The following is a 23,309-nucleotide window of genomic DNA, read 5'->3' on the forward strand; positions in this document are numbered from 1 at the left end:
GGAACGAAGAAGATGGGGGGCAGGATTGGCCGACGTCGAAGCGGGTGAAACGATGCGCGCGGCAGTGCTTGCCGGGCCGGGCGAAATGCGGCTTGACCGGGTGCCGTGCCCGAACCCGGGTCCGGGCCAGGTCCGGGTAAAGCTGGAAGGCTGCGGAGTATGCGCCTCCAACCTGACGCCGTGGTCGGGGCCCGAGTGGATGACCTTTCCGGGCGAGCCGGGCGGCATGGGCCACGAAGGGTGGGGCGTGGTGGATGCGGTGGGGGCGGGCGTCGACGCGATCGCGCCGGGCGACCGGGTCGCAGCCTTGTCCTACCACAGCTATGCCGATTACGACCTCGCCGAGGCCTCGGCGGTGGTGAAGCTGCCGACGGGCCTGGACGGGCAGCCGTTTCCCGGAGAGCCGCTCGGCTGCGCCTTCAACATTTTCCGGCGCAGTGACATTCGCGCTGGGCAGACCGTTGCGATCGTCGGCATCGGCTTCCTGGGGGCGATCCTCACTCGGCTGGCGACCGATGCGGGGGCGCGGGTGATCGCCATCTCGCGCCGGCCATTTTCGCTCGACGTGGCGCGGCAATTCGGGGCCGCGGAGGCGATCCCGATGGACGATCACTCCCACATCATCGAACAGGTCAAGGGGCTCACCGGCGGCACATTCTGCGAGCGTGTTATCGAGGCCGTGGGCAAGCAATGGCCACTCGACCTCGCAGCGGAGCTGACCGCGGAGCGGGGCAAGCTGATCGTCGCCGGCTACCACCAGGACGGTTCGCGGCAAGTCAACATGTGGCTGTGGAACTGGCGCGGGATCGACGTGATCAACGCCCACGAGCGTGATCCGGCGGCCTATGTCGCCGGCATCCGCGAGGCGGTGGAAGCGGTAGCGAGCGGACGGCTGGACCCGTCTTCGCTCTACACCCATCGCTATCCGCTCGAGCGGCTCGGGGAAGCACTCGACGCGACGCGCGACCGTCCCGACGGCTTCCTCAAGGCGCTGGTGATTCCGTGAGCGGGCGGCCGCGTGTCGGGTTCCTCGGCGTCGGCTGGATCGGCCGCCACCGGATGGAGAAGATGCTGGAAACCGGCGTTGTCGAGGCGGCGGCAATCGCCGACCCGTCGCCCGAGATGCGCGAGGCTGCGCTGGCGCTCGCGCCGAACGCGGCGATGGTGGACGGGCTGGATGAGCTGCTGAACCAGGACCTGGACGGTCTGGTGATCGCCAGTCCGAGCGCGCTGCATGCCGAGCAGTCCATTCGCGCGCTGGAGGCGGGCGTGGCGGTGTTCTGCCAGAAGCCGCTCGGCCGGACGGCCGCGGAGGTGGACGGCGTCGTGGAAGCGGCGCGACGCAACGACCTGCTGCTGGGTGTCGATCTCAGCTACCGCTTCACGACCGGAATGCAGCGCATCCGCGAGTTGGTGCGGACGGGCGAGCTGGGGCGTGTCTTCGCCGCCGACCTGACGTTCCACAACGCTTATGGCCCGGACAAGCCCTGGTTCTACGATCCGGCCCAGTCGGGAGGCGGGTGCGTGATGGACCTTGGTGTGCACCTGGTCGACCTGGCGCTATGGGCGCTGGACTTCCCGGCGGTCGAGCGAGTGGAGTCTCAGCTGCTGACGGGCGGTGAGCCGCTTCGAGATCCCGGCTCGCAGTGTGAGGATTATGCGGTCGCGACCATCGTGCTGAAGGGCGGGACCGTGCTTCGGCTGGCCTGCTCGTGGCGTCTGCCGGCAGGGCAGGAGGCGGTGATCGCAGCGGACTTCTACGGAACCGCCGGTGCTGCCGCGCTGCGCAACGTCGACGGTTCGTTCTACGCGTTCGATGCGGTTCGGCTGGACGGCACGCACACTCGCCCGCTTGCCGAGCGGGAGGAGGATTGGGGTGGCCGGGCGGCCGCGGATTGGGCGCAGCGGCTTGGGGCCGGCGCGGGGTTCGATCGTGAGGCCGAGCGGCTGGTCGAGGTGTCACGCGTGCTCGATGCAATTTACCAGCGCTGACAGGCGCCGTTCGTAGCGCTCGGCGTCCGCGATGTTGCGGGCCGCTTCGGCCGGCCAATGGCCGAGCATGGCGGCGCCCAGTCGTCGCGCGCCGATGCGGAAGGCAAGGTAGCAGCGCTGGTGGAAGTCAAGCAGGTCGGGGCTCACGCCCAGGCGCCGGGACAACAGTTCCGTGTCCTCAGACCCGAGGTCGAGCTCGACGATCGCACCAGCAACGTCCCAGGCGATGTCCTGGCAGCCGATCAGCTCGTGGCCGGCATGGTGGTCCAGCGCATCGGCCTTGAGCAGCTGTCCGGACCGTCGGCGCAGCCATTCGTGCGCCTCCATCCGACCGTCGATTGCGACCGGGCGCTGGGCTGCGGCTATGCGGTCGGCGTCGGGTGACCAGTCGCCGAGCCATTCAGGCGCGTTGCGGTGGGCCATGACCAGCAGGCTGTGCGGGGTGGCTCCGACCGAGGGGGCAGGGAAGGACCGGCGCAGAGCCAGGTACGACGCCAGTTCGTCGAGGTTCGGGCGTGCGGGGCGCGCGTCGTCGTGCCATCGCTCAATCAGCCAGCCATGCGCGAGGCCGGCCGGCTCGGCACCGAAACCGGCGCGATGCAGGCGGGTCGACAGGTCTAGCTTTCGGGCGCCGATCCGCCCAAGTCCGGCGAACTTGACCAGCCAGCTACCGCAACCGGTATGCGCAAGGAATTTCCGCCGTTCCCACAGCGGGTTGACGGCGGGCCAGATCGTCTCATCCGTGCCCCGCAAGGACCGCCAGGCTCCGCCGCTGATGTCCTGAAGCGGGGCCGACAGGGCGCCAACCTGATGCACCACCCACTGCTGAAGCCGGTCCGCCAGCAATTCGTCCGGGGGGACGGCCGGCCGCTGCGCCTTGCTCCAGCGGGCGCGATGCGGGGCTGCGGCCTCCGGACCGAGCGGATTGGAGTGGCCGGGGAGGAAGGCGATCCGCTCGCGCGGCACGCCATGCTCTTCGAGCCAGTCGGCGACCGCGCCGAAGCTGCTGCCCGACAATCCCGGGCCTTCGTCGACGATCACATAGTGCGGGCTGCCGTCGAGCAACGCAGCAGCGAGCCTGGGCGCGATAGCAAGTGTGCGGGCGAACGGATCGCCATGCGGGCGAATGGTGACGGGTGGCGGGGCGTCGAGGGCTGCGGCGACCACCGCGGCGAGCCCGGTGCCGATGCTGCGCAGGCCAATCACGCGCGGCGGTGCGGACAGGTTCAGGCTGCGCGCCGCAGCGGCATAGGCCTCGGGGTAAAGGGCGTAGAAGGCGTAGCCCTCGGGTGTGCGTAGTTCGACCTCGCCGGGGAGAGGACCCAGTGCGGGAAGGCCGGGCAGTCGCGCAAGGCCGGCGAACTCGCTGTCCCAGCTGACGATCAGCGCTCGGCCGAGTTCGACCAGCCACCCCATCAATCGCCTGTCGACCGTACGAAGATCGTCGCAGCCGCCTTGCGCGAAAGCGGCGTCGGCGACTCCCTGGAGCAGCATGGCCCCGTCGACGAACAGCGTGGACAGAGCCGTGTGGCGGGCAAGGCCGGGCACCATGCCGAGCACGCCGTCCCGCTGCTCCCCTAGCCGGCGCAGCGCCTCCGCAGGATCGATCCGCTCGACCTGATCGCCGTAAACCAGCACGGCGCCTGGCGTCTATTCGGCGGCGGCGAGCGTGGGGCGCTGATCCGGGCGGCTGGCGCTCGCCCGCAATTCCTCGGCGAAGTAGGTGGCGGTCGCCTCCAGCCCTTCGGCGAGCGGGACCTTGGGCTCCCACCCGAGCAGCTTCTTGGCGAGGCTGATGTCGGGTTTGCGGCGGCGGGGATCGTCAACCGGCAGAGGGCGGTACGTGACCTGGCTGTTGGACCCAGTGAGCCGCAGGACATCCTCGACCAGGTCGGACACGGTCAGTTCGTTGGGGTTGCCGATGTTGACCGGGCCGGGCTGCGGGCCGTCATGGGCCATCAGCCGTTCGATGCCCTCCACCAGGTCGCTGACGTAGCAATAGCTGCGGGTCTGGCTGCCATCGCCGTAGACGGTGACCGGCTGGCCGGACAGCGCCTGGCAGAGAAGGTTGCTGACCACCCGACCGTCGTCCGGGTCCATCCGCGGACCGTAGGTATTGAAGATGCGCACCACGCGAACGTCGGCTCGACCCTGGCGGGCATAGTCGAAGGTCAGCGTCTCGGCGGCGCGCTTGCCTTCGTCATAGCAGGCGCGCGGACCGGTGCAGCTGACCCAGCCGCGATAGCCCTCGACCTGCGGATGCACCTCCGGGTCGCCGTAGACCTCGCTGGTGGAAGCGAGGAAGAAACGGGCATCATGCTGCTCGGCCAGGCGAAGCAGGTTGCGCGTGCCGAGCACGTTGGTCAGCATCGTATGCTCGGGATCGGCCTGGTAGTGCGGCGGCGAGGCTGCGCAGGCGAGGTTGTAGATGTGGGTGAAGCGGCCGGCGCGCACCTCCGACGGCAGTTCGTCGATGACGTCCGCCTCGACAAAGCGGAAGTCCCGTTCGCCAACCAGGTGGCGGAGGTTGGAGGCGCGGCCGGTCTGAAGGTTGTCGAGGCATACGACCTCCGCTCCTTCATCGATCAGCCGGTCGATCAGGTTCGAGCCGATGAAGCCGGCGCCGCCAGCCACCAAAACGCGTTTGTTCACATGACGTGCCATTGCAATCATCCTGTTAGCGGCCGGTGGCCGGCAGCGCGAGGGCCGACTTTCGCCGTCGCGCTTCTTCGAAATGACCGTCCAGCTCCGCGGCGCGGTGAACGGCGGTATGCTCGGCCAGGACGCGTTGGCGCGCTGCCCGGCCGATGGCGGAGGACTGGCTCTCGTCCAGACCTTCCAGTGCGGCGATCACATCTTCGGTGGTCCGGGCGAACAGGATCTCGCGCGGGGGCTGGAGCAGCTTCTCGAGCCCCGCCCATACGTCGGAGATGACCGGGGTGGCGCAGGCGGCCGCTTCGAACAAGCGCACGGACGGCGACCAGCCCGCCTTGATCATGTCGTCGCGGGTCACGTTCAGGGTGAAGCGGGACGCCGCGTAGAAGGCTGCGTGGTCAGCGGGCGGCACATGGTCGATCCGTTCGACATTGCCCGGCCAGTCGATGCCCGCCGGATATTGCGGACCAGCGACGCAGAAGCGACGGTGGGGAAGCGCGCGCGCAGCGGCGTTGAGGAGTTTCTCGACGGTCGGCTGGCGGTCGTCGCTGTAGGTGCCGAGGTAGGACAGGTCCCAGCGCGCCGGAACATCGAGCGGCCGGTACTTCTCCGCATCGACCGAGCAGTAGAGCGCGCGGGCTGCCGGTGAGCCGTAATGGTCTTCCAGGTGCCGCAGCGTCGGTCCGCCGGTGAAGCTGAGGTACAGGTTGTAGCCGGGGATCACGTCGGGCGAGAGATACTCGAAATCGCTGCGCTCCAGCTTGGCCAGGGTGACCGGCGTGTCGATGTCGTAAAAGGCGGTGACGCCGCCGGCGGTACGCTGGACGAAGCGGCCGACCTCCACGCCATCGGGAACGTAGGAGCCGACCATTACGGCGTCGGCCCCCGCGATCTCCCCGCTCCACTGCTGCAGGTCGCCGAGCGACTGGTAGAAGGACAGGCGACAGTAAGCGGGGTCTTCCAGGTCGCGATGCCCCCGGTACCAGGGCACGTCGCGTTCCAGGAACAGAATGTCGTGACCACGCTCGGCGTAGGCTTCGAGCAAGGCGCGGAAGGTGGTGGCGTGCCCGTTTCCCCACGCGGAGGACAGGCTGAGCCCGAGGACGACCAGCTTCATGCGGCTACCGTTTCGCGCTTGCCGGCTACGGCGGAGCGGAGGAGCCGGTCCGCTTCGGCGCCGCGGTGGGCATACGTATGCTCCGCCAGCACCCGGGCGAGTCCGGCCTGGCCGATCCCGTGCGCGCGCTCGGGCGTCAGCGAGCGGACATGCTCCGCGACATCCTGGCCGTCCCGCGCGACCAGCACTTCCGTGTCGGGCGTCAGGAACAGCTCGATGCCCTCCCAAGCGTCGGTGATCAGGCAGGCCGCCGCACCGGCGGCTTCGAACACCCGGGTAGCCGGCGAAAAGCCGACATTGGCCATGCTGTCGCGGGCGACGTTGAGGACGGCGGACGGCGTGCAGTTGAAGGCGTTGTGATCGCGCGTCCCGACATGACCGAGGAGGCGGACGTTGGCGGGCATGGCCTTCGTCTCCCAGCCATTGCCGCCAAGCAGAAAGGAGCGGTCGGGCAAGGCCGCCGCGGCGCGGAGGAAGAATTCTTCGACCCGGGCCTCGCGGTCGGGGAGCCGGTTGGCGAGAAACGAGAGGTCGGCGGAAAAGCGTGGGTCCGGTGCGACCGGATGATGAGTTGCCGGGTCCAGCGCGTTATAGATCGGCACGCAGCGGCGGGCGCCGAGCTGCTCGTAGTGCGACACCACCGGCGGTCCACCCCCATAGGTGAGCACCAGGTCGAACTCGGGCAGGCGGCGGCGCAGCGGATGGTCGGGGGTGCCGGCGATTTCCTCCAGCGTCGCGGCCGCATCCACGTCCCAATAGATGCGCAGGGCGTCCGGCGCGGCACGATCGAGCACGCCCTCGACCAGCTCATCGTCGAAAACTCCGACGCCGCTCGCCTTCACAACGATGTCGGCGTTGCCTGCCTGGTCGAGGACGGAGCGGAGGCCTTCCGGAGTGGCCTGATAGACGGTGACTCTGGCCCATTCGGGCGGGTCGATATCGCGGTGCTGCTGGCGTTCGAACGCATCGGGTTCGTAGAAGTGAATTTGATGACCGCGCTGCGCCAGCTGGCTGAGAATGCCGCGATAATAGGTCGCGGCGCCGTTCCAGTAGGACGACAGCAGGCTGGATCCGTAGAATGTGATCTTCATGCAGCAACCTCTGCTGGAGCGTTGTTCGGCGAGGCCCGGAGACCTCCGACGATTGCGAGCAGCTCATCCACGCGGTGCGCGCACGTATGGCGCGCGCGGATGGTAGCCAAGCCATGGTCGGTGAGCGAGCGGCGCAGGTCCGGGTCGCCGGCAAGGGCGCGCAAGTGGCGGGTCATGGCCGGCCCGTCCGGAGCAACGAGGTAATCCTTCCCAGGCGTGAACAGCCCCTCACAATCGTCCCATGGCGCTGAGATGAGGGGGATGCCGCAGGCAAGCGCTTCGAACACGCGGATGGTCGGGATGCCCGGCAGGACCGTGGTGTAGAAGCGCCGCGGCACATGCACGGTGGCAAGGTGGCGGGCGAACACGTCGGGGGCGCGCGCATTGGGCAGCCATCCGCGGAAGGACACGCCGTAGCGGTCCAACAGCGCGCGAGCATCGGGCGGATAGCGGACACCGTAAATGTCGAGCGGCAGGTCGGCATCCCGTGCAGGGCGAAGCAGGAAGTCCTCCAGCTCGGCGGTTCGCTCACCGTCGCCCCAATTGCCGATCCAGACGAGGCCGTGGCGCTCGGCGTCAGCCTGCGGGGGGTGGAACAGGCGAGTGTCGGCGGCCTCGTGCCAAACCCACACGCGGCCGTCCCAACCCCAGCGGCGGTAGACCTCCGCCAGCGTTTCGCCGAACGCGAGGACTCCGTCGTAGCCCGACAGGTCGAAGGCCCGGATCGCGTCCGGATCGCTGACGGCACGGTGATGCGTATCGTGGAACAGCAAGGTGAAGCGACCGCCGTTCGCGCGCACCTTGCCGACACTGGCGACCAGTGCGGGGTCGTTCCACTCGTGCACGACAACCAGGTCGGCGCCGTCCACCAGCTCGGCAGGATCGGCGTCCGGCTGGAAGAGGGTGGAGCCCAGGTCCGGATAGGCGCTTCGCCAGGCATCGAGGCCTGCGTCGCCATGGTCGGTGAGCAGATTGTCGAGGCTCCAGGCCCCAGCCGGCTCGAGCGCTTCAACCTGGTGGCCGCGCGCCTGGAGATCACGGAGAACGCCTCGGAGGAAATGGGCGTTGCCGTGGTTCCAGCAGCTCTGCAGCGAGTGGGTGAAATAGACGATCTTCACGCCGCACGCCTCCGCTGATCGAGGCCGCGATACAGGTCGAGCATCGCGGCGGCGGTGGCTTGCGGCGTGTAGCGAGACGCACGATCGCGGGCCTTGGCGCCCAGACGCTCGCGCTGCTCCCGATCGGCGATCAGCTGGTCCACCGCCGCCGCGATGTCCTCGTCGCGCACGAACAAGGCAACGCCGTCCCACAGTTCGCGGAAGGTCAGAATGTCCGATAGCACCAGGGTGCAGCCGGCCTGTGCGGCCTCCAGCACGGCAAGGCCGAACGGCTCGTAGCGTGCGGTCGATACGAAGATCGGGCGTTCGTCGAGGGCCGCAGCGAGCTCCGCTTCGGGCAGGTTGCCGAGCGCGGTGGCATGGCGCAGCTGGACGCCGGCGCCATTCGGTCCTTGTGTCGGTCCGGCAGCGCGGAACGGGACCTTGCTGCCCTGCGCGGCGCGATCAAAGGCAAGGACGTTCTTGCCTTCGTCCCACAGCCGTCCCGCGGTGAACGCCGCTTCGGCCGGTTCGCTGCCGGATGCCGGGCGGACGAAGCGACCATTGTGCACCGCGATCGGAGCATGCCTGAGGCCGTAGGCGTCCTGCACGGCGCGGCCGAACGCCGCCGTTGGCGTCACGAGCAGGTCGCAGCACGTCATACCCTCGCCGAGGAGGTCGGTGCGCCACCGGAAGTCGGCCGGCAATGCGCCGCCCCGGACTGCTGCCCACCATGTGGCCACGCAGCTGTGAACGACGCCGACCACCGGAGCAGGAAATTTGCCAAGTGCGAGTGCGGGCGAATGCAATTGGACGACATCGGGGCAATGCTCGTCGGCCAGGCGCGCAAGGGCTTCGGCGGCGATACGGAGCTGGGTCGCGTCGCTTGCCAGCCAGTCGAGGGGCAAGCCGGTTTCAACCAGTTGAAGGCCGGGGACCCGCGCCGCTTCGGCTCGCTGGCCTCCGGACGGAGGCGGGCCGAGTGTCGCCAGCACCGTCTCGACGCCATGCTGGACGAGCGCCGAAGCCAGCTCGAGCGAGTAGGTCCACACGCCCCCCACCGCGTCGGTCGTCAGGAACAGGCGCGTTCGCTCGGTCATGCGCTGACGCGGAGCGTTGGCCGGTCAAGGGTGCCGAGCTCCAGGCCACGTTCCTCGGCCAGCCAGCGGGCGAGGTCGGCGACTCCGCTTTGCCAATCGCGCGCAGGGGAGAGGCCGAGCGTTTCGCGCACCCGGCGTGTGTCAGCGACGAAATAGCGCTGGTCGCCCGCCCGCCAATCCTCGAAGCGCACGTCCGGCTCGCGGCCGAGGAGCTCGCCGATATAGGCCATCAGCCGGCGCAGCGAGATGCCGTTGGCGCTGCCGCCGCCGAGGTTGAACGCCTGCCCCGCGACTTGGTCGATCTGCCTCCAGGCGGCCATGTAGGCGTCCACTGCGTCGGACACGTCCATGATGTCGCGAACCTGGTAGCCATCCCCGTAGAGCGTGATGGTCTTGCCTTCGAGCGCACGGATCAGGAAATGGGCGACCCAACCCTGGTCCTCGGTACCCATCTGGCGTTCGCCGTAGATGCAGCTCATCCGCAGCACGGCCGTGGGAACGCCGTAGCTGCGGGCATAGTCGAGCACATACTGATCGGCCGCGCCCTTGGAGCAGCCATAAGGGGTGTGGAAGTCGAGCGGCCGGGCTTCGGAGATGCCGTGGCTACGTATCCCCGGTTCGGTCGGCTGGTAGCAATCGCCGGCAAGCTCGAACTCGAGGTCGGCAAGGTCGCCATAGACCTTGTTGGTCGAGGCGAAGATCAGCGGCGTGCCGCGTCCGCGGGTGCGGAGCGCATCGAGCAGGTGCAGGGTGCCCCGGACGTTGATGTCGAAATCCTCGCGCGGCTCCACCAGCGAGGTGGTCACCGCGACCTGTGCCGCCATGTGGAATACGGCTTCGGCCTCGCGCGCGGCGGACGCGACGCCGGTCTCGTCGCGGATGTCGCCCTGGGTGAAGCTGATGCGCTTGCCGTGACGGCGTTTCAGCCAGTCGAGGTTGCGTTCCACGCCGGGGCGGCTGAGCGCGTCGTAGACATGGACGTCATGGCCTTCGCCAGCCAGCCGGTTGGCTATGTTGCTGCCGATGAAACCGGCGCCGCCTGTGACCAGCACCGGCTGACGGCCGACAAGGGCAGGCCCGCCGCTCACGCGACCAGCCCCCGGGCTTCGAGCTCCTGCTTAGCCTGGTCGACCCGATCCACCGCTTCCTGGTCCGCGACCCATTCCGCCAGTTCGGCCAGGCCCTCCTCGAAGTCCTTGTCGGCGCGGAAGCCGAGGCGCTCGGCAGCAAGCGTGGTATCGCAGAAGCAGTGGCGAATGTCGCCGATCCGGGTCTTGCCGACGATCTCCGGCTGGATGCCGCCGCAGTTCATGGCCCGCGCCAGCGATTGCGCCACTTGGGTCACCGAGCGATCGTTCCCCGAGCCGATGTTAAACACCCCGCCCGCGGCCTGCGGCAATTCGAGCGCATCGGCGAAGGCGCGAGCGACATCGCCGACATAGACAAAGTCGCGGCGCTGCTCCCCATCCTCGAAAATCACCGGCTTCTGGCCGTTAAGCAGGCGCGACGAGAAGATCGCCAGCACGCCCGTATAGGGATTGGAAAGCGCCTGGCCCGGCCCATAAACGTTGAACAGGCGCAGGCACACGCCCTCCATGCCATAGGCCTGGGTCATGATCAGCGTGGTCCGCTCCTGAACATATTTGTTCAGGGCGTAGATCGAAGACAGGCTCGGCTTCTTCCACTCAGGGGTGGCGATCGGCTTCAGTGGGCGGCCCTGCGTGTCGACCGGATCCCAGCTGGCACTCTCGCCGACCCGCGGCACGCGGACCGCATCCTCGACGGAATCGCCGTCGGCGTCGAGGTACAGGCCTTCGCCATAGATGCTCATGGACGATGCGGTGACGACCCGACGGACCGGCTGTTCGATCAGCTTCTCCGTCAGAACAGCGGTGCCGACGTCGTTGACGGAGGTGTAGCGTTCCACCGCATACATCGACTGGCCGACCCCGACTTCGGCAGCGAGGTGGATCACGGAGTCGACGCCCTTGAGCGCCTGCTCGACAACGCTGCCGTCGCGAACGTCGCCGCGGATCAGTTCCGCCTCCGGGTCGAGCATCTGCGAACCGTCCACCTCGCCGTGGACCTGCTCGATCAGGCTGTCGAGGACTCGAACCTTGTGCCCGCGCCTCAAAAGCTCGGAGGTGACGAACCGGCCGATGAAGCCGGCGCCGCCGGTGACCAGAACTGTTTCGCTCATTGACGCCCCTGTTTGAACTCACCGGAAAGCGCCGCCATCATGGTTCCGGCGGCGAGTTCCTTCCGGTGGCTCAATGATCCTTCTTCATCTTCGTTCCTCGCGTTCGTTCGATTCAGCTAACGAAAGTTGTAGCTGTTTGTTTCGTGTCCGCACCGAAGCGAAGGGAACAAAGCTTCTTTCCCCCTGTTGAGGTGCCGAAACAACAGGGAGCTCGAGTGACCGATTCACTCCTCAACGGGCAGCAGCAGGCGAATGATGCGGAGCTGGGAGGGGTCACCAATCCTTCCGGTCTGGACGACCGTGAGTTCATTTCGCGCCGGATCGCCGAGCTCGGCCCGTGGTTTCACGACATGGAGCTTGCGGGAGTTCGGACCGCGCCCGACCACTTCCTGTACAATTATCCGGCGAGCAAATTTGCCCGCTTCGCGCATGTTCTGCCGGACGACCTGACGGGCAAGAGCGTGCTCGACATCGGCTGCAATGCCGGCTTCTACAGCTTCGAGATGAAGCGCCGCGGGGCCGACCGGGTGCTCGGCATCGATCACGACCAGCGCTACCTCCAACAGGCGCGGTTCGCAGGCGAAGTGCTCGGCTTCCCGGATGTCGAGTTCCGGCTTGGCGAGGTGTGGGACGTCGGCGCGCTGGGCGAGCGGTTCGACCTCGTGATCTTCATGGGGGTGCTGTATCACCTTCGCCATCCTTTGCTGGCGCTGGACCTGATCCGGGAGCATGTCGCCGACGACCTGATGCTGTTCCAGTCGATGCAGGCCGGATCGAATGAGGTGGTCGAGCCGCAGCCCGACTATGACTTCTTCGAAGGTAAGGGCGAGTTCGACCGTCCGGGCTGGCCAAAAATGCACTTCATCGAAAAGCGCTATGCGGGCGACCCGACGAACTGGTGGGCGCCGAATGAGGCTTGCAGCGCGGCGATGTTGCGGTCAGCAGGTTTCGACATCGTCGCCCATCCGGAGAGCGAAGTGTTCCTCTGCCGGACGAGTGACCCGGCGTGCGACCATGGCGGCGCGGTCTATCCAGCAGGGGGAACGAAGCGTTGATCGAAGCGGCGATGATCTGGAACGAGCCCAACAACAAGTCACATTGGGATCCGGAGATCGACCCCGACTGGTCGAAATTCTCGGAGATGACAATTGCCGCGGGGAAGGCGATCGCAGCGGTCAACCCGGCGGTGAAGCGCGTGCTTGGCGGCATTTCGCCGATCGACCCGAGCTATATCACGCGCCTCGAGAACCATGGCGTCCTGGACGAGATCGATGTCGTTGCGGTGCACGGCTTTCCGCTCGACTGGAACCTGTGGAACATCAACGAGTGGCCAACCAGGATCGACGAGATCGCAGCGGTGGCGCCGAACCACGAGCTGTGGGTGACAGAGGTCGGGGTCGGCTCATTCGGGGCCGAAGAGGTGCAGGAGTTCGGCGTGAAGCGGACCGCCGAGCTGCTGATCGGGAAGGTGCCGCGAATCTTCTGGTACTCGCTCTACGACCTGCCGCAGGCGTGGGGCGCCACCACCCGGCACCGCGAGGCGGAGGGATCAAGCTACTACCGCCACTTCTACATGGGCCTTCTGAAGGAGGACGGCACGCCAAAGCTCGGCCTAAAGACGTTTGAGCCGTTCGCCGGCGACCTCGGGCTCATGCAATGGTTCCACTACCACGATCATCGCCTGGACGACGCGGTTGCCTGGCTGAAGCGGCTGGGCGTGACCAGGCTGCGCACCGGCCTGTCCTGGGCCGATAGCTTCCGCCCCGACGCGATCGGCTGGTTCGACCGCCAGATGGAAGCGCTGGAGGAATTCGACGTCACCGTCACCTTCTGCTTCACGCCGGAGCATCTCGGAATAGCCCCCCACCATACCAGCCCGCCCACGGACCCGAACCAGTTCGCTGACTTCTGCGCGCAGATGATCGACCGCTATGCGCCTGCCGCTGCCGCTGCCGTGCCGTCGCGCGCGGCGGTCGCCTGAGGAGAGACACGAGAATGGACCCCCAGATCAACATCGCCCTGGCCGGGGTCGGCAATTGCGCGTCGAGCCTGGTCCAGGGCATCGCCCATTACCAGAACGGCGGCGCCAACGAGCAGATCGGGCTGATGCATTGGGATCTTGGCGGCTACCGTCCCAAGGACCTGAACGTCGTCGCGGCGTGGGACGTGGACGCGCGCAAGGTCGGGCGCGATGTCAACGAGGCCATCTTCGCCAAACCCAATTGCACGCAGGTCTTTTGCGACCATGTGCCGCCGACCGGCGCGGTGGTGCGGATGGGCCGCAAGCTGGACGGGGTCGCCGACCACATGGCCGATTATCATGACGAGCGAACGTTCGTCGTGGCGAGCGATCCGGAGCCTGACCAGGCGGAGGTTGTGCGCGTGCTGAAGGACAGCGGTGCGCATGTGCTGATGAACTACCTGCCGGTCGGCAGCCAGGAAGCCACGGAGTTCTATGCGGAGTGTGCGCTGGAGGCGGGGGTCGCCTTCGTGAACTGCATCCCCGTGTTCATCGCCAGCAACGACGGTTGGGCGCGCCGGTTCAAGGAGCGGGGCATCCCGATCATCGGGGACGACATCAAGGCGCAGCTCGGCGCGACCATTGTCCACCGCGTACTGACCGATTTGTTCGCCAAGCGCGGCGTCCGGCTCGACCGCACCTACCAGCTTAACACCGGCGGCAATACCGACTTCCTCAACATGCTCAACCGGTCGCGGCTGGCATCCAAGAAGGAAAGCAAGACGGAGGCGGTGCAGTCGGTCGCCGAACGGCGGCTGGACGACGAGAACATCCACGTCGGGCCGTCGGACTATGTCGCGTGGCAGAACGACAACAAGGTCTGTTTCCTGCGGATGGAAGGGCGGATGTTCGGCGGCGTGCCCATGAATTTGGAGATGCGCCTGTCGGTGGAGGATTCGCCCAACAGCGCCGGCGTGGCGATCGACATGATCCGCTGCGCCAAGCTGGCCCTGGACCGCGGGATCGGGGGGCCGGTCATCGCGCCGGCGGCCTATTTCTGCAAGCATCCGCCGGAGCAGATGACGGACGATGAGGCGCTTCATGCCACCGAAGCGTTCATTCGCGATGAGACAATCACCACCCGCCACTGACGTGCCGTTTCCGCACGTCCACACTGGCCCCACGGTTCCGGACCCGCACCCGCATGACCTCGCTTCGGCGCTGGAGCGCAATATCGAGGCCCTGGCCGAGCGGCGGCGGCGCGATCAGGCGGAGGCGAGCGCGCAGGACCGGCTGGCGGAACTCATCACCCGTTTCGCGGGCTCCATGTTGTTCGTCTACCTGCACCTGGCGATGGTTGCGGGCTGGGTGGCGGTCAACGCAGGCCTGGTCCCCGGGGTGCGGCCGTTTGATTCAAGCTTCGTCATCCTAGCGACGGTCGCGTCGGTGGAGGCGATCTTCCTGTCCACCTTTGTGCTGATCAGCCAGAATCGGGCCGCCGCGGCGGCGGATCGACGGGCGGATCTCGACCTTCAGGTCGGGCTGCTCGCCGAGCATGAGGTGACGCATCTCGTCCAGCTCACCACCCAGATCGCGCGCAAGCTGGGGATCGAAGAGGCGGACAACCCGGAGCTGCAGGAGCTTCAGCGAAGCGTTGCGCCCGAAGCCGTTCTCGAGCGAATCGAGGAATCGGCCGAGCAGACCGGCTGAGCCACCATCGCCTATCGTGAGTTGTGCCTGCGATGTCACGGAGCCGACACATCGTGCGCGCCGCCTCGCAAGCCGATTGCGCAACGCGGCGGCGCACCTATGACGAAGCTCCATGCGAAATCTTACTGCCGTGCCGGCGATCTCCGGCTCCCACGCCGCAGCGCCGCAAAGCCGCACGGCGCTCCACTACTGCAATCCGGTAATCGACCGGGATTTCCCGGATCCCGCCATCATTCGCGCCGACGACGGTCTGTTCTACGTCTACGCTACGCAGAGCGGGGAACCATGGGTCAACATCCAGGTTGCGCGCTCAATTGATCTGGTGACTTGGGAGCTGCTTGGCGACGCCTTGCCGAGCAAGCCCGCCTGGGCCAGCCGGACGCAGGATTTCTGGGCTCCCGCCGTGTTCCAGGCCGACGGCACCTACTATCTTTATTATTCCGCCAAGCCCGACATCGCGCTCGATGATCCGGCGCATGGCTTGTGCCTGGCGGTGGCGACGTCGTCATCTCCGGCGGGCCCCTTCGTGGACAGCGGGCGGCCGCTGATGGCCGGCGGGGGCTTCGTCAACATCGACCCCTGCGCGTTCGACGATCCGGAGAGCGGCAAGCGACTGCTCTACTGGGGCTCCGGCTTCGGGGCGATCAAGGTGCAGGAACTGGCCGAGGACCGCATTTCCTTCATGGCCGGCAGCAGCCCGACCGACCTCATCGAGCCGATCCCGACCGACGATCTCACCGAATATCAGCGGCTCGTCGAAGGCGTCTGGGTCGTTCGCCGCAACGGTTTCTACTACCTGTTCTATTCGGGCGCGAACTGCTGCGGGCCGGACGCCCATTATGCCGTAATGGTCGCGCGCTCGACCCGGGCGACTGGACCGTTCGAACTGCGCCCGCGGCCGCTTCACCTCGTGGTCGAAGCGAGCGAGCGCTGGCTCGCACCCGGGCATAATACCGTAATCCAGGACGATGCCGGTGACGACTGGATCGTCTATCACGCGATTGACCGGTTGCGCCCGCAGGAGAGCGACGCCCACCACGTCAACAGCCGCCGGGTGCTGCTGATGGACCGGCTCGAATGGCGCGACGGCTGGCCGGAAGTTGCGGGCAAGGTGCCGTCCGCAACCCCTCAGACGGCGCCGGTGGTCAACTTCTGATCGCTTCGACCTGCTTTCGGCTCGCCACGAGCAGGGTGTCTGCGACCAGCCGCAACGGTTCGACATCGACCAGGCTTCGGCGTTCGTCGATGAGGTCGGCGAAGGTGCGGTAAAGGTCGGGATACTCGCCGTCGCCTGCGGCGTCCCGCGGCTCGCCGTTGACGAACAGCAGCGCCCCGCCGTTGCGAAGATCGACTCTGTCTCCGTCGGAGGTGCGGACGGCGATCGTCCATTCCTCGTCTTGCTCGCGGCGCCAGTCGAGGCTGCAGTGCAGCGGGCCGTCGGCGGCCGGGCTGTCGAAGACGATCTCCGCCGCGATTGGAGTCTCGGCGTTGGCGGGGAAGCTCAACTCCGCCTCACGCACGAACAGCGCGCCCGGCAAGATCCGGGTGGCAATGGAAAATGCGTTGATGCCGGGGTCGAACACGCCGAACCCGCCCGCGTCCCAGATCCAGCGCTGGCCGGGGTGCCACTTGTGCACATCCTCGTGCCAGGTGATGCGCATCTCGGCGATCCGCTTGCCCTGGAGGAGCGAGGCGGCGGCGGCCACGGCGGGATTGTGCTGCGCATGCCAGGTGGTGAACAGGGTCGTGCCCCTGGCCACTGCCAGTCGGCGCAACTCCTCGATTTCGCCAAGCGTCGTAGCGGGCGGCTTCTCGAGCAGCAGGTGGAGCCCGGCAGCGATGCAATCGCCGGCGATGGCGAAGCGCGGACCGGGGGGCGTGGTGATCGCCGCGGCGTCGAGGCCTGAGAGGGCGGCCAGCATCTCCTGGTGACTGGTGAATTGCGGCGCTGGGCCCTGGCCCGAGCGGCTGACGCTGGCGGCGAGCTCGAACCGCGGATTGCCTGCGATGGCAGGCACATGCTGGTCGGCCGCGATCTTGCCGAAGCCGATGATGGCGGTGCGCAGCGGAGTCATGCGGGCCGGACGCCGGCGACATAGGCGCGCGCCTTGGCGCCCGTGTCCTCCGCCGACTGGCCGGGACGGTAAAGGCCGGAGCCGAGGCCGAACGCGTCCGCCCCCGCATCACGCCATCCCGCCATGTCGTCGGGCTGCACGCCGCCTACGACGATCACCGGAACCTCCTTGGGAAGCACCGCCTTGTGCGCCTTGAGCACCTTGGCGCTGAGGCCTTCCGCGGGAAACATCTTCAGCGCGTGGGCGCCGTTGTCGATCGCGATAAAGGCTTCCGATGGGGTGAAATAGCCAGGACTGGAAACCAATCCGGCTGCGACCGAAGCGCGGATCACAGCGGGATTCGTGCTCGGCGACACGATCAACCGCCCGCCGGCATCGTCGACCTCCTGGACCTGCGCCTCGTTCAGCACCGTCCCGGCCCCGATCACGCAGCGATCGCCCAGGAGTGCGGCCAGGCGCCGGATGCTGGCAAGCGGGTCGGGCGAGTTGAGCGGGACTTCGATGATCCGGATCCCGGCGTCGAAGATGGCTTGGCCGACCGCTTCAACCTCGTCCGGAGTCACTCCCCGGATGATCGCCACCAGCGGGCATTCGGCGAGGTGGCGGCGGAAGTCTTCAATAGCGGTCATCGGATATTCCCTGCGATTTGGCGGATGCCAGCGATGAAGGCGCGCTCGCCGTCCACCTCACGGGCGGAGCGGCCGCAGCGCTCAAGTCCTGCGGCGTACAGGTGGGTCAGTTCGGGCCGACCCATGACAATGATCTCAGTGCCGCTTGTCGCATCCGAAAGTCCGGTGCGAAGATCCGCGCCGATGAGCAGCCCGCTGGTGAAGCTGGCTGCGTGGGCCTGTTCCAACCGCCCCAGCAGGACGCCGGCGCGAACACCGAACAGCTCGGCCGTCAGCGCATCCCCGCGCAAGCCCTGGGCGACGCCTTTGTCGAACGCTTCGCCAGGCTCCACCGGCGTGTCGAGCCAGTCAGCGAGGATGCTCCGGTTCTGCAGCAGGCTGAACAGCTCGCCGGTCATGATCGTGCGGAAGCGCGTGACCCGGCCGCCCTTCAGCATCGCCCATTTGTTGTGGGTGCCCGGGTGGCAGACCAGGCAGTCGGGCGGGACCAGCCCGGCCGCGACGGCCCCGAACAGCTGCACTTCTTCGCCCCGCATGACGTCCGCGCGGTTCTCGCCGAGGAAGGAAAGGCCGGGAACGATCGCGGCGCGTTCCTCTTCGATGAAGATGAGGTGGCCCGCGAGGTCGTCGGCGCCGGCGGGGCAATGGACGTAGGGGACCTCGACCCACCCGCGATTGGAGCCGATCATTCCGGCCATCAGGAGCGGATGATCGCCAAGCCGATCGCGAATTTCGGCGATCGCAGCGGGAAAGGCGCCCGCCTCAACCCCGGTGATTCCCTTGGCGTCCTCGAACTCCGCCTCGCACCTGCCGTCCGGATTGAGCCGATAGGCCCGCCGGTTGGTGGTGCCCCAGTCGACCGCGATGATGGTGTCCGTCCACATTGTCCCGCTCATGCCAAGCAAAAGCGACGAGGCGGCACAAGGGTCCGTTGTCCTTGCCGCCGCTTCCCGGCTATTTGCCGGCAATGAGCCACGAAACCCGCGCCCGGCTGGTCGCCGACGTGCATGCCGTCCTCGGCGAAGGACCGGTGTGGGTCGAACGTGAGCAAGCGCTTTATTGGGTCGACATCAAGGGGCGCGAGCTGTTCCGGTTGCGGGATAGCCGGGTCGAGCGATGGCCCACTAATGTCCGGGTGGGCTCGCTGGCTCCACGAACCAGCGGCGGGTTCATCGCCGGCACCGACGCCGGTTTTGTCGCCATCGACCCGGAAGAAGGACAGTGCGAGCTGCTGTTCGATCCCGAGGAGGACCGGCCGACCAACCGCTTCAACGACGGCAAGGTCGACCGGGACGGCCGCTTCTGGGCCGGAACCATGGACGATACGGAACGGGCCGCCGGCGGCGCGCTTTACCGGCTCTCGCACGACCTGACGTGCGAGCGGATCGACGATGGCTTCCGAGTCACCAACGGCCCGGCGTTCAGCCCGGACGGCCGAAGGATGTACGCCAATGATTCGGCACTGCAGGTCACGTATGCTTACGACCTGTCGCCCGATGGGACGCCGTCCAACCGCTGCGAGTTCGCCCGGTTTGGGGACGGGCAAGGCTACCCCGACGGGATGACGGTGGACCGCGAGGGCTGCCTGTGGATCGCTTTCTGGGATGGCTGGTGCCTGCGCCGCCTTTCGCCTGAAGGCGAGACGCTGGCGGAGGAGCGAATGCCGGTCGCGCGGCCGACAAGTTGCGCCTTCGGCGGACCGGCACTGGATCGGCTTTACGTAACATCCGCCAGCATCGGCCTTTCGGAAAACGAGCGTTCCATGCAACCGAATGCCGGCGCGCTGTTTATGCTGGACGTTGGGGTTCGTGGGATTGCGGATCGGCCGTTCGGCGGCTGACAACAAGGGATTCAGCAAAGCATCGGCGCATCGGGAGAGTAGCCATCGCCAATTTCATGTTTGCCACCGGGATCGAGAACAGCATTCCGACCATCAACAATGGCCGCACGCGGGTCGATCAGATGGAGGCCAGCGATCATTACAACCGCTGGCGGGAGGACTTCGATTGCGTCGAGGAGATCGGGATCCAGTATCTTCGCTTCGGCCCGCCGCTGCACCGGACGTTCCTGGGGCCTGGCAAATATGACTGGGAATTCTCGGACCTGACGCTCGAGGACCTGCGGCGCAGGGAGATCACGCCGATCATCGACCTTTGCCACTTCGGGGTCCCCGACTGGATCGGCGATTTTCAGAACCCCGACTTCAGCCAGCAGTTCGCCAACTATGCCGCGGCCTTTGCCGATCGCTACCCCTGGATCCAGCTCTACACGCCCGTGAACGAGATGTTCATCTGCGCGGTCTTCTCGGCCAAATATGGCTGGTGGAATGAGCAGCTGCGCAGCGATCGCGGGTTCGTCACGGCCTTGAAGCACCTCGTCAAAGGCAATGTCCTGGCGATGACGGAAATCCTGAAGCGCCGCCCCGATGCCATCTTTATCCAGTCGGAGTCCTCGGAATATTTCCACGCCGATTCCCCCGCGGCGATCGGCCCGGCCGAGATGCTCAACAGCCGCCGCTTCCTCAGCCTTGATCTCAACTACGGCCGACGGGTCGACAGCGAGATGTACGAATATCTGCTGGATAACGGGATGACCCGTGAGGAATATCACTTCTTCCTGCACAACCGGCTGAAGCAGCACTGCATCCTGGGCAACGATTATTACCGCACCAACGAGCACCGGGTGCATGCGGACGGACGGACGGAGGCCGCTGGCGAGGTGTTCGGCTATTCGGAGATCACGCGCCAATATCACAACCGCTACCGGCTGCCGATCATGCACACCGAGACCAATCTGCGCGAAGGGCCGACTGGCCAGGAGGCGGTGCAGTGGCTGTGGAAGGAATGGGCCAACGTGCTGCGGCTGCGCAACGTCGGCATCCCGACCGTCGGCTTCACCTGGTATTCGCTGACGGACCAGGTCGATTGGGACACGGCGCTGCGCGAGCAGAACGGCAACGTCAACCCGCTCGGCCTGTATGACCTCGACCGCAACATCCGCAATGTCGGCCGCGCCTACAAGCAGCTGATCAAGGATTGGCGCGACGTGCTTCCGGCGTCGTCGGTGTGCCTGGCCGTGCCGGTGGTGCCGCCCGGTCAGGCGTGCTGGCCCCCGCGTGTCGGCGGTGAGGTGACTGATCGCGGACTGGCGCTCGGGGCGCAGCAGGCCGCCAATCCGGAGGCGGCATGATGCGGCCCGCGCTGACGATCGACCGGATCGAAACCTTCCTCGTTCCACCGCGCTGGCTGTTCGTCCGGGTCGAGACGAAGGATGGTGCGATCGGGTGGGGCGAGGCGAGCCTGGAGGGCCATGGCGAGGCGGTAACCGGCGCGTTCGAGCCGCTGCGCGATCGCTTCATCGGCCATGATGCCCGCCGGATCGAGGATATCTGGCAGATCGCCTATCGCGGCGGCTTCTACCGCGGCGGACCGGTGCTGATGAGCGCGCTCGCCGGGTTCGAACAAGCGCTTTGGGATTTGAAGGGGCGGGCCTTCGGCCTGCCCGCGTGGGAGATGCTCGGCGGCCAGGTGCGCGACAAGGTGCGCGCCTACGCATGGATCGGCGGGGACCGTCCCGACGAGATCGCTGAGGCCGCTCAGGGCCGTAAGGGCCAGGGCTTCTCCGCGGTAAAGATGAACGCCACTGCCGAACTGGACTGGATCGGCACGCCCCGGCTGTTCGACGAGGTGGTGAAGCGAGTCGAGGCCGCGCAGGCCGCGGACATGGACGTCGGGCTCGATTTTCACGGGCGGGTGCACCGGCCGATGGCCAAGCAGCTGGCGAAGGCGCTCGAGCCGCTCGGGCTGCTGTTCATCGAGGAACCGTTGCTGTCGGAGAACCCGGAAGGGCTGCGTCAGATCGCGGAGCTGACCGCAACGCCCATCGCGCTTGGCGAGCGGCTGTATTCGCGTTGGGACTTCAAGCCGTTCTTCGAGGCCGGCGCGGTGGACATCATCCAGCCGGACCTAAGCCATGCAGGAGGCTTGTCGGAATGCCGCCGGATCGCGGCGATGGCCGAGGCCTACGACGTTGCGGTTGCGCCGCATTGCCCGCTCGGGCCGCTCGCCCTAGCCGCCTGCCTGCAACTCGCGGCCTGCACGCCGAACGTCGCGATCCAGGAGATGAGCCTCGGTATCCACTACAATGTCGGGCACGACCTGCTGAACTTCATCACCGATCCGGACGTGCTGACGCCGACCGACGGTTACCTCGCCATTCCGCAGAAGCCTGGTTTGGGCGTGACCATCGACGAGGCCGCGGTGCGCGACGCGGCGAAAGACGGGCACCGCTGGCGCAACCCGGTGTGGCGCCAGCACGACGGCAGTTTCGCCGAATGGTGAAGGGCTAGGCCGCTTTCCTTCGGCGGGTGAAATCGACGCCTTTGAGCTCTTCGCTGAGGCGCTCGATCTCGCGATCACGCGGCTGGGCGTAGCGGGCGTCCTGGGCCAACTCCTCCGCCGTCAATGCGCGCAGATAGCTGATCGAAAAGCGCCGTCCGAACACATCGTCGCCGCGCATCTTCAACTCCGGCTCGGCGTCGGCCGGAAGGCTGTCGCGGATGGCGGTCAGCGTGGTGATGAGACGATCGAGCGACGTGAAGTCGCCGATGTCGATAAAGTCCTTCACATGAGTACGCATTGACGAGTTCCTCCCCAGACCCTCGGCTGAGCAGAGATTGCGCTCAGCCGATTCCCGGCGCAACTGAGAATTTGGAGCTAGCCCGCGCGGTGTTGCGATCTACTGAACATGGCTGAAGTTTGAGGTTCATAATCATGGTTTCGGACGGTCTGCCGACACTTCGCGCTGGTTCTCTGGAGGTGCAGCTAAATCCTTCGATTGGCGGGTCAATCCAGGGCATGTGGCAGATCGGGAACGATGGTTCTCGGCACCCGATATTGCGCGAATGCCACAGTGCCGAACCTTCTGTGCTGGACATGGCCAGCTTCCCGCTGGTGCCGTTCGTCAACCGCATCCGAGGCGGCCGGTTCACCTTTCGGGGGCGCGAGGTGCGGCTCCAGCCGAACATGGTGGGCGACGTCAGTCCGCTGCATGGGCAGGGGTGGCTTGGCCGCTGGACCCTCGAGTCCTGCGGCAACCAGGATGCGGAACTGCGCTTCGTGCATGAGCCGGGTGAGTGGCCATGGCGGTATGATGCGCTTCAGGTGTTCGCGCTCGACGAGAGCGGACTGTCGGTGCGGCTGATGTGCCGCAACCTGTCCCACGAGCCGATGCCGTGCGGGCTTGGCCAGCATCCCTACTTTCCCTGCAACGAGCGGACGGTGATCGACACCACGGTCGGTTGTGCGTGGGAGATCGATGAGCATGTCCTGCCGATCGCCAAGGTGCCTGCCGCTGGTCGGTTCGACCTGCGCAACCGTAAGGTCTGTGGGCAGGGCCTCGACCATGGGTTCGGTGCGTGGAGCGGAAGTGCTTCGATTAGCGAGAGCGGTCGGCGGGAAATCGTCCTGTCCTCGCCGGACGCAGACTTCTTCCAGCTCTACTCGCCTCCGGAGGGCGGCATCTTCGTCGCCGAGCCGGTCACCCACGCCAACGCGGCGCTGAATGCAGCGGAGAGCGAGTGGGCTGAACTCGGCGTCCGGGTGCTAGGACCTGGGGAGGAGATGGCCCTGACCATGGAGTTGCGGGTCGGTCCGGTCTGAGCGCAACCCGCTCGCGCGGCGAG

General features: G+C 66.8%; 23 protein-coding genes. 11 read left to right on the forward strand and 12 right to left on the reverse strand.

Going from position 1 to position 23,309, the window contains the following annotated elements:
- Positions 1-25: 25 nt before the first annotated feature.
- On the forward strand, positions 26-1,006 hold the full coding sequence (locus tag ACFQPG_RS11700; protein ID WP_380813468.1) for a zinc-binding dehydrogenase: 981 nt from the start codon (positions 26-28) through the stop codon (positions 1,004-1,006).
- Complete coding sequence (locus ACFQPG_RS11705) at positions 1,003-1,992, forward strand: Gfo/Idh/MocA family protein (RefSeq protein ID WP_380813470.1); 990 nt, start codon at positions 1,003-1,005, stop codon at positions 1,990-1,992. Before ACFQPG_RS11700 ends, ACFQPG_RS11705 begins: the two co-directional genes overlap by 4 nt.
- Here the strand turns inward: ACFQPG_RS11705 and ACFQPG_RS11710 are convergent.
- From ACFQPG_RS11710 to ACFQPG_RS11745, 8 genes are read right to left on the reverse strand one after another with little or no spacing between them, the layout of a single operon-like run.
- The gene (locus ACFQPG_RS11710; protein ID WP_380813473.1) at positions 1,960-3,630 is read right to left on the reverse strand and encodes a hypothetical protein; all 1,671 of its coding nucleotides are present in this window, start codon (positions 3,628-3,630) and stop codon (positions 1,960-1,962) included. The two genes, ACFQPG_RS11705 and ACFQPG_RS11710, sit on opposite strands and share 33 nt — an antisense overlap.
- 12 nt (positions 3,631-3,642) lie before the next feature.
- On the reverse strand, positions 3,643-4,656 hold the full coding sequence (locus ACFQPG_RS11715; RefSeq protein WP_380813476.1) for a UDP-glucuronic acid decarboxylase family protein: 1,014 nt from the start codon (positions 4,654-4,656) through the stop codon (positions 3,643-3,645).
- Positions 4,657-4,669: 13 nt separating this feature from the next.
- Positions 4,670-5,764 (reverse strand): glycosyltransferase, encoded by a 1,095-nt coding sequence (locus tag ACFQPG_RS11720; protein ID WP_380813479.1) that lies wholly within the window; start codon positions 5,762-5,764, stop codon positions 4,670-4,672.
- A complete protein-coding gene (locus ACFQPG_RS11725) occupies positions 5,761-6,855 on the reverse strand; it encodes a glycosyltransferase (RefSeq protein WP_380813482.1) in 1,095 nt (364 codons plus the stop codon). The genes ACFQPG_RS11720 and ACFQPG_RS11725 overlap by 4 nt, the downstream gene beginning before the upstream one ends.
- Complete coding sequence (locus ACFQPG_RS11730; protein ID WP_380813484.1) at positions 6,852-7,973, reverse strand: glycosyltransferase; 1,122 nt, start codon at positions 7,971-7,973, stop codon at positions 6,852-6,854. The genes ACFQPG_RS11725 and ACFQPG_RS11730 overlap by 4 nt, the downstream gene beginning before the upstream one ends.
- Positions 7,970-9,052, reverse strand: coding sequence for a glycosyltransferase family 4 protein (locus tag ACFQPG_RS11735; protein WP_380813486.1), 1,083 nt, complete (start codon positions 9,050-9,052; stop codon positions 7,970-7,972). The genes ACFQPG_RS11730 and ACFQPG_RS11735 overlap by 4 nt, the downstream gene beginning before the upstream one ends.
- Complete coding sequence (locus tag ACFQPG_RS11740; protein ID WP_380813489.1) at positions 9,049-10,140, reverse strand: SDR family NAD(P)-dependent oxidoreductase; 1,092 nt, start codon at positions 10,138-10,140, stop codon at positions 9,049-9,051. The genes ACFQPG_RS11735 and ACFQPG_RS11740 overlap by 4 nt, the downstream gene beginning before the upstream one ends.
- On the reverse strand, positions 10,137-11,252 hold the full coding sequence (locus ACFQPG_RS11745; protein ID WP_380813492.1) for an SDR family NAD(P)-dependent oxidoreductase: 1,116 nt from the start codon (positions 11,250-11,252) through the stop codon (positions 10,137-10,139). Before ACFQPG_RS11745 ends, ACFQPG_RS11740 begins: the two co-directional genes overlap by 4 nt.
- Positions 11,253-11,467: 215 nt before the next feature.
- Here ACFQPG_RS11745 and ACFQPG_RS11750 point away from each other — a divergent pair, with 215 nt between their 5' ends.
- The 5 genes from ACFQPG_RS11750 to ACFQPG_RS11770 all read left to right on the forward strand — a co-directional run bounded on the left by ACFQPG_RS11750 (position 11,468) and on the right by ACFQPG_RS11770 (position 16,078).
- The gene (locus ACFQPG_RS11750; RefSeq protein WP_380813495.1) at positions 11,468-12,307 is read left to right on the forward strand and encodes a TIGR04290 family methyltransferase; all 840 of its coding nucleotides are present in this window, start codon (positions 11,468-11,470) and stop codon (positions 12,305-12,307) included.
- Positions 12,304-13,233, forward strand: coding sequence for a beta-xylosidase (locus ACFQPG_RS11755; protein WP_380813498.1), 930 nt, complete (start codon positions 12,304-12,306; stop codon positions 13,231-13,233). The genes ACFQPG_RS11750 and ACFQPG_RS11755 overlap by 4 nt, the downstream gene beginning before the upstream one ends.
- 14 nt (positions 13,234-13,247) lie before the next feature.
- On the forward strand, positions 13,248-14,363 hold the full coding sequence (locus tag ACFQPG_RS11760; RefSeq protein ID WP_380813501.1) for an inositol-3-phosphate synthase: 1,116 nt from the start codon (positions 13,248-13,250) through the stop codon (positions 14,361-14,363).
- Entirely contained in the window at positions 14,338-14,922 is a 585-nt protein-coding gene (locus ACFQPG_RS11765) for a DUF1003 domain-containing protein (protein WP_380813504.1), read from the forward strand. Before ACFQPG_RS11760 ends, ACFQPG_RS11765 begins: the two co-directional genes overlap by 26 nt.
- 112 nt (positions 14,923-15,034) lie before the next feature.
- Complete coding sequence (locus ACFQPG_RS11770; protein WP_380813507.1) at positions 15,035-16,078, forward strand: glycoside hydrolase family 43 protein; 1,044 nt, start codon at positions 15,035-15,037, stop codon at positions 16,076-16,078.
- Here ACFQPG_RS11770 and ACFQPG_RS11775 read toward each other — a convergent pair.
- Genes ACFQPG_RS11775 through ACFQPG_RS11785 form a run of 3 tightly spaced genes read right to left on the reverse strand, consistent with a single transcriptional unit; the run spans position 16,068 to position 18,522 of the window.
- A complete protein-coding gene (locus ACFQPG_RS11775) occupies positions 16,068-16,997 on the reverse strand; it encodes a Gfo/Idh/MocA family protein (RefSeq protein ID WP_380813510.1) in 930 nt (309 codons plus the stop codon). The genes ACFQPG_RS11770 and ACFQPG_RS11775 overlap by 11 nt on opposite strands.
- The gene (locus ACFQPG_RS11780; protein WP_380813513.1) at positions 16,994-17,626 is read right to left on the reverse strand and encodes a 2-dehydro-3-deoxy-6-phosphogalactonate aldolase; all 633 of its coding nucleotides are present in this window, start codon (positions 17,624-17,626) and stop codon (positions 16,994-16,996) included. Before ACFQPG_RS11780 ends, ACFQPG_RS11775 begins: the two co-directional genes overlap by 4 nt.
- Entirely contained in the window at positions 17,623-18,522 is a 900-nt protein-coding gene (locus ACFQPG_RS11785; RefSeq protein WP_380813516.1) for a 2-dehydro-3-deoxygalactonokinase, read from the reverse strand. The genes ACFQPG_RS11780 and ACFQPG_RS11785 overlap by 4 nt, the downstream gene beginning before the upstream one ends.
- 71 nt (positions 18,523-18,593) lie before the next feature.
- Here ACFQPG_RS11785 and ACFQPG_RS11790 point away from each other — a divergent pair, with 71 nt between their 5' ends.
- From ACFQPG_RS11790 to dgoD, 3 genes are read left to right on the forward strand one after another with little or no spacing between them, the layout of a single operon-like run.
- On the forward strand, positions 18,594-19,466 hold the full coding sequence (locus ACFQPG_RS11790) for an SMP-30/gluconolactonase/LRE family protein (RefSeq protein ID WP_380813519.1): 873 nt from the start codon (positions 18,594-18,596) through the stop codon (positions 19,464-19,466).
- Positions 19,467-19,522: 56 nt separating this feature from the next.
- Positions 19,523-20,815 (forward strand): family 1 glycosylhydrolase, encoded by a 1,293-nt coding sequence (locus ACFQPG_RS11795; protein WP_380813522.1) that lies wholly within the window; start codon positions 19,523-19,525, stop codon positions 20,813-20,815.
- A gap of 11 nt (positions 20,816-20,826) precedes the next feature.
- Positions 20,827-21,966: a galactonate dehydratase gene (dgoD, locus tag ACFQPG_RS11800; RefSeq protein ID WP_380813778.1), complete on the forward strand. Its 1,140-nt coding sequence runs from the start codon at positions 20,827-20,829 to the stop codon at positions 21,964-21,966.
- 4 nt (positions 21,967-21,970) lie between these two features.
- Here dgoD and ACFQPG_RS11805 read toward each other — a convergent pair whose 3' ends face one another.
- On the reverse strand, positions 21,971-22,264 hold the full coding sequence (locus ACFQPG_RS11805) for a hypothetical protein (RefSeq protein ID WP_380813525.1): 294 nt from the start codon (positions 22,262-22,264) through the stop codon (positions 21,971-21,973).
- Between the two features lie 134 nt (positions 22,265-22,398).
- On the opposite strand from ACFQPG_RS11805, the gene ACFQPG_RS11810 reads away from it, so the two are divergent.
- Entirely contained in the window at positions 22,399-23,286 is an 888-nt protein-coding gene (locus tag ACFQPG_RS11810) for an aldose 1-epimerase (RefSeq protein WP_380813528.1), read from the forward strand.
- The last annotated feature ends 23 nt before the right edge of the window (positions 23,287-23,309 follow it).

Source organism: Sphingomonas sp. GCM10030256 (assembly GCF_042666415.1).
Lineage (GTDB): Bacteria > Pseudomonadota > Alphaproteobacteria > Sphingomonadales > Sphingomonadaceae > Sphingomicrobium.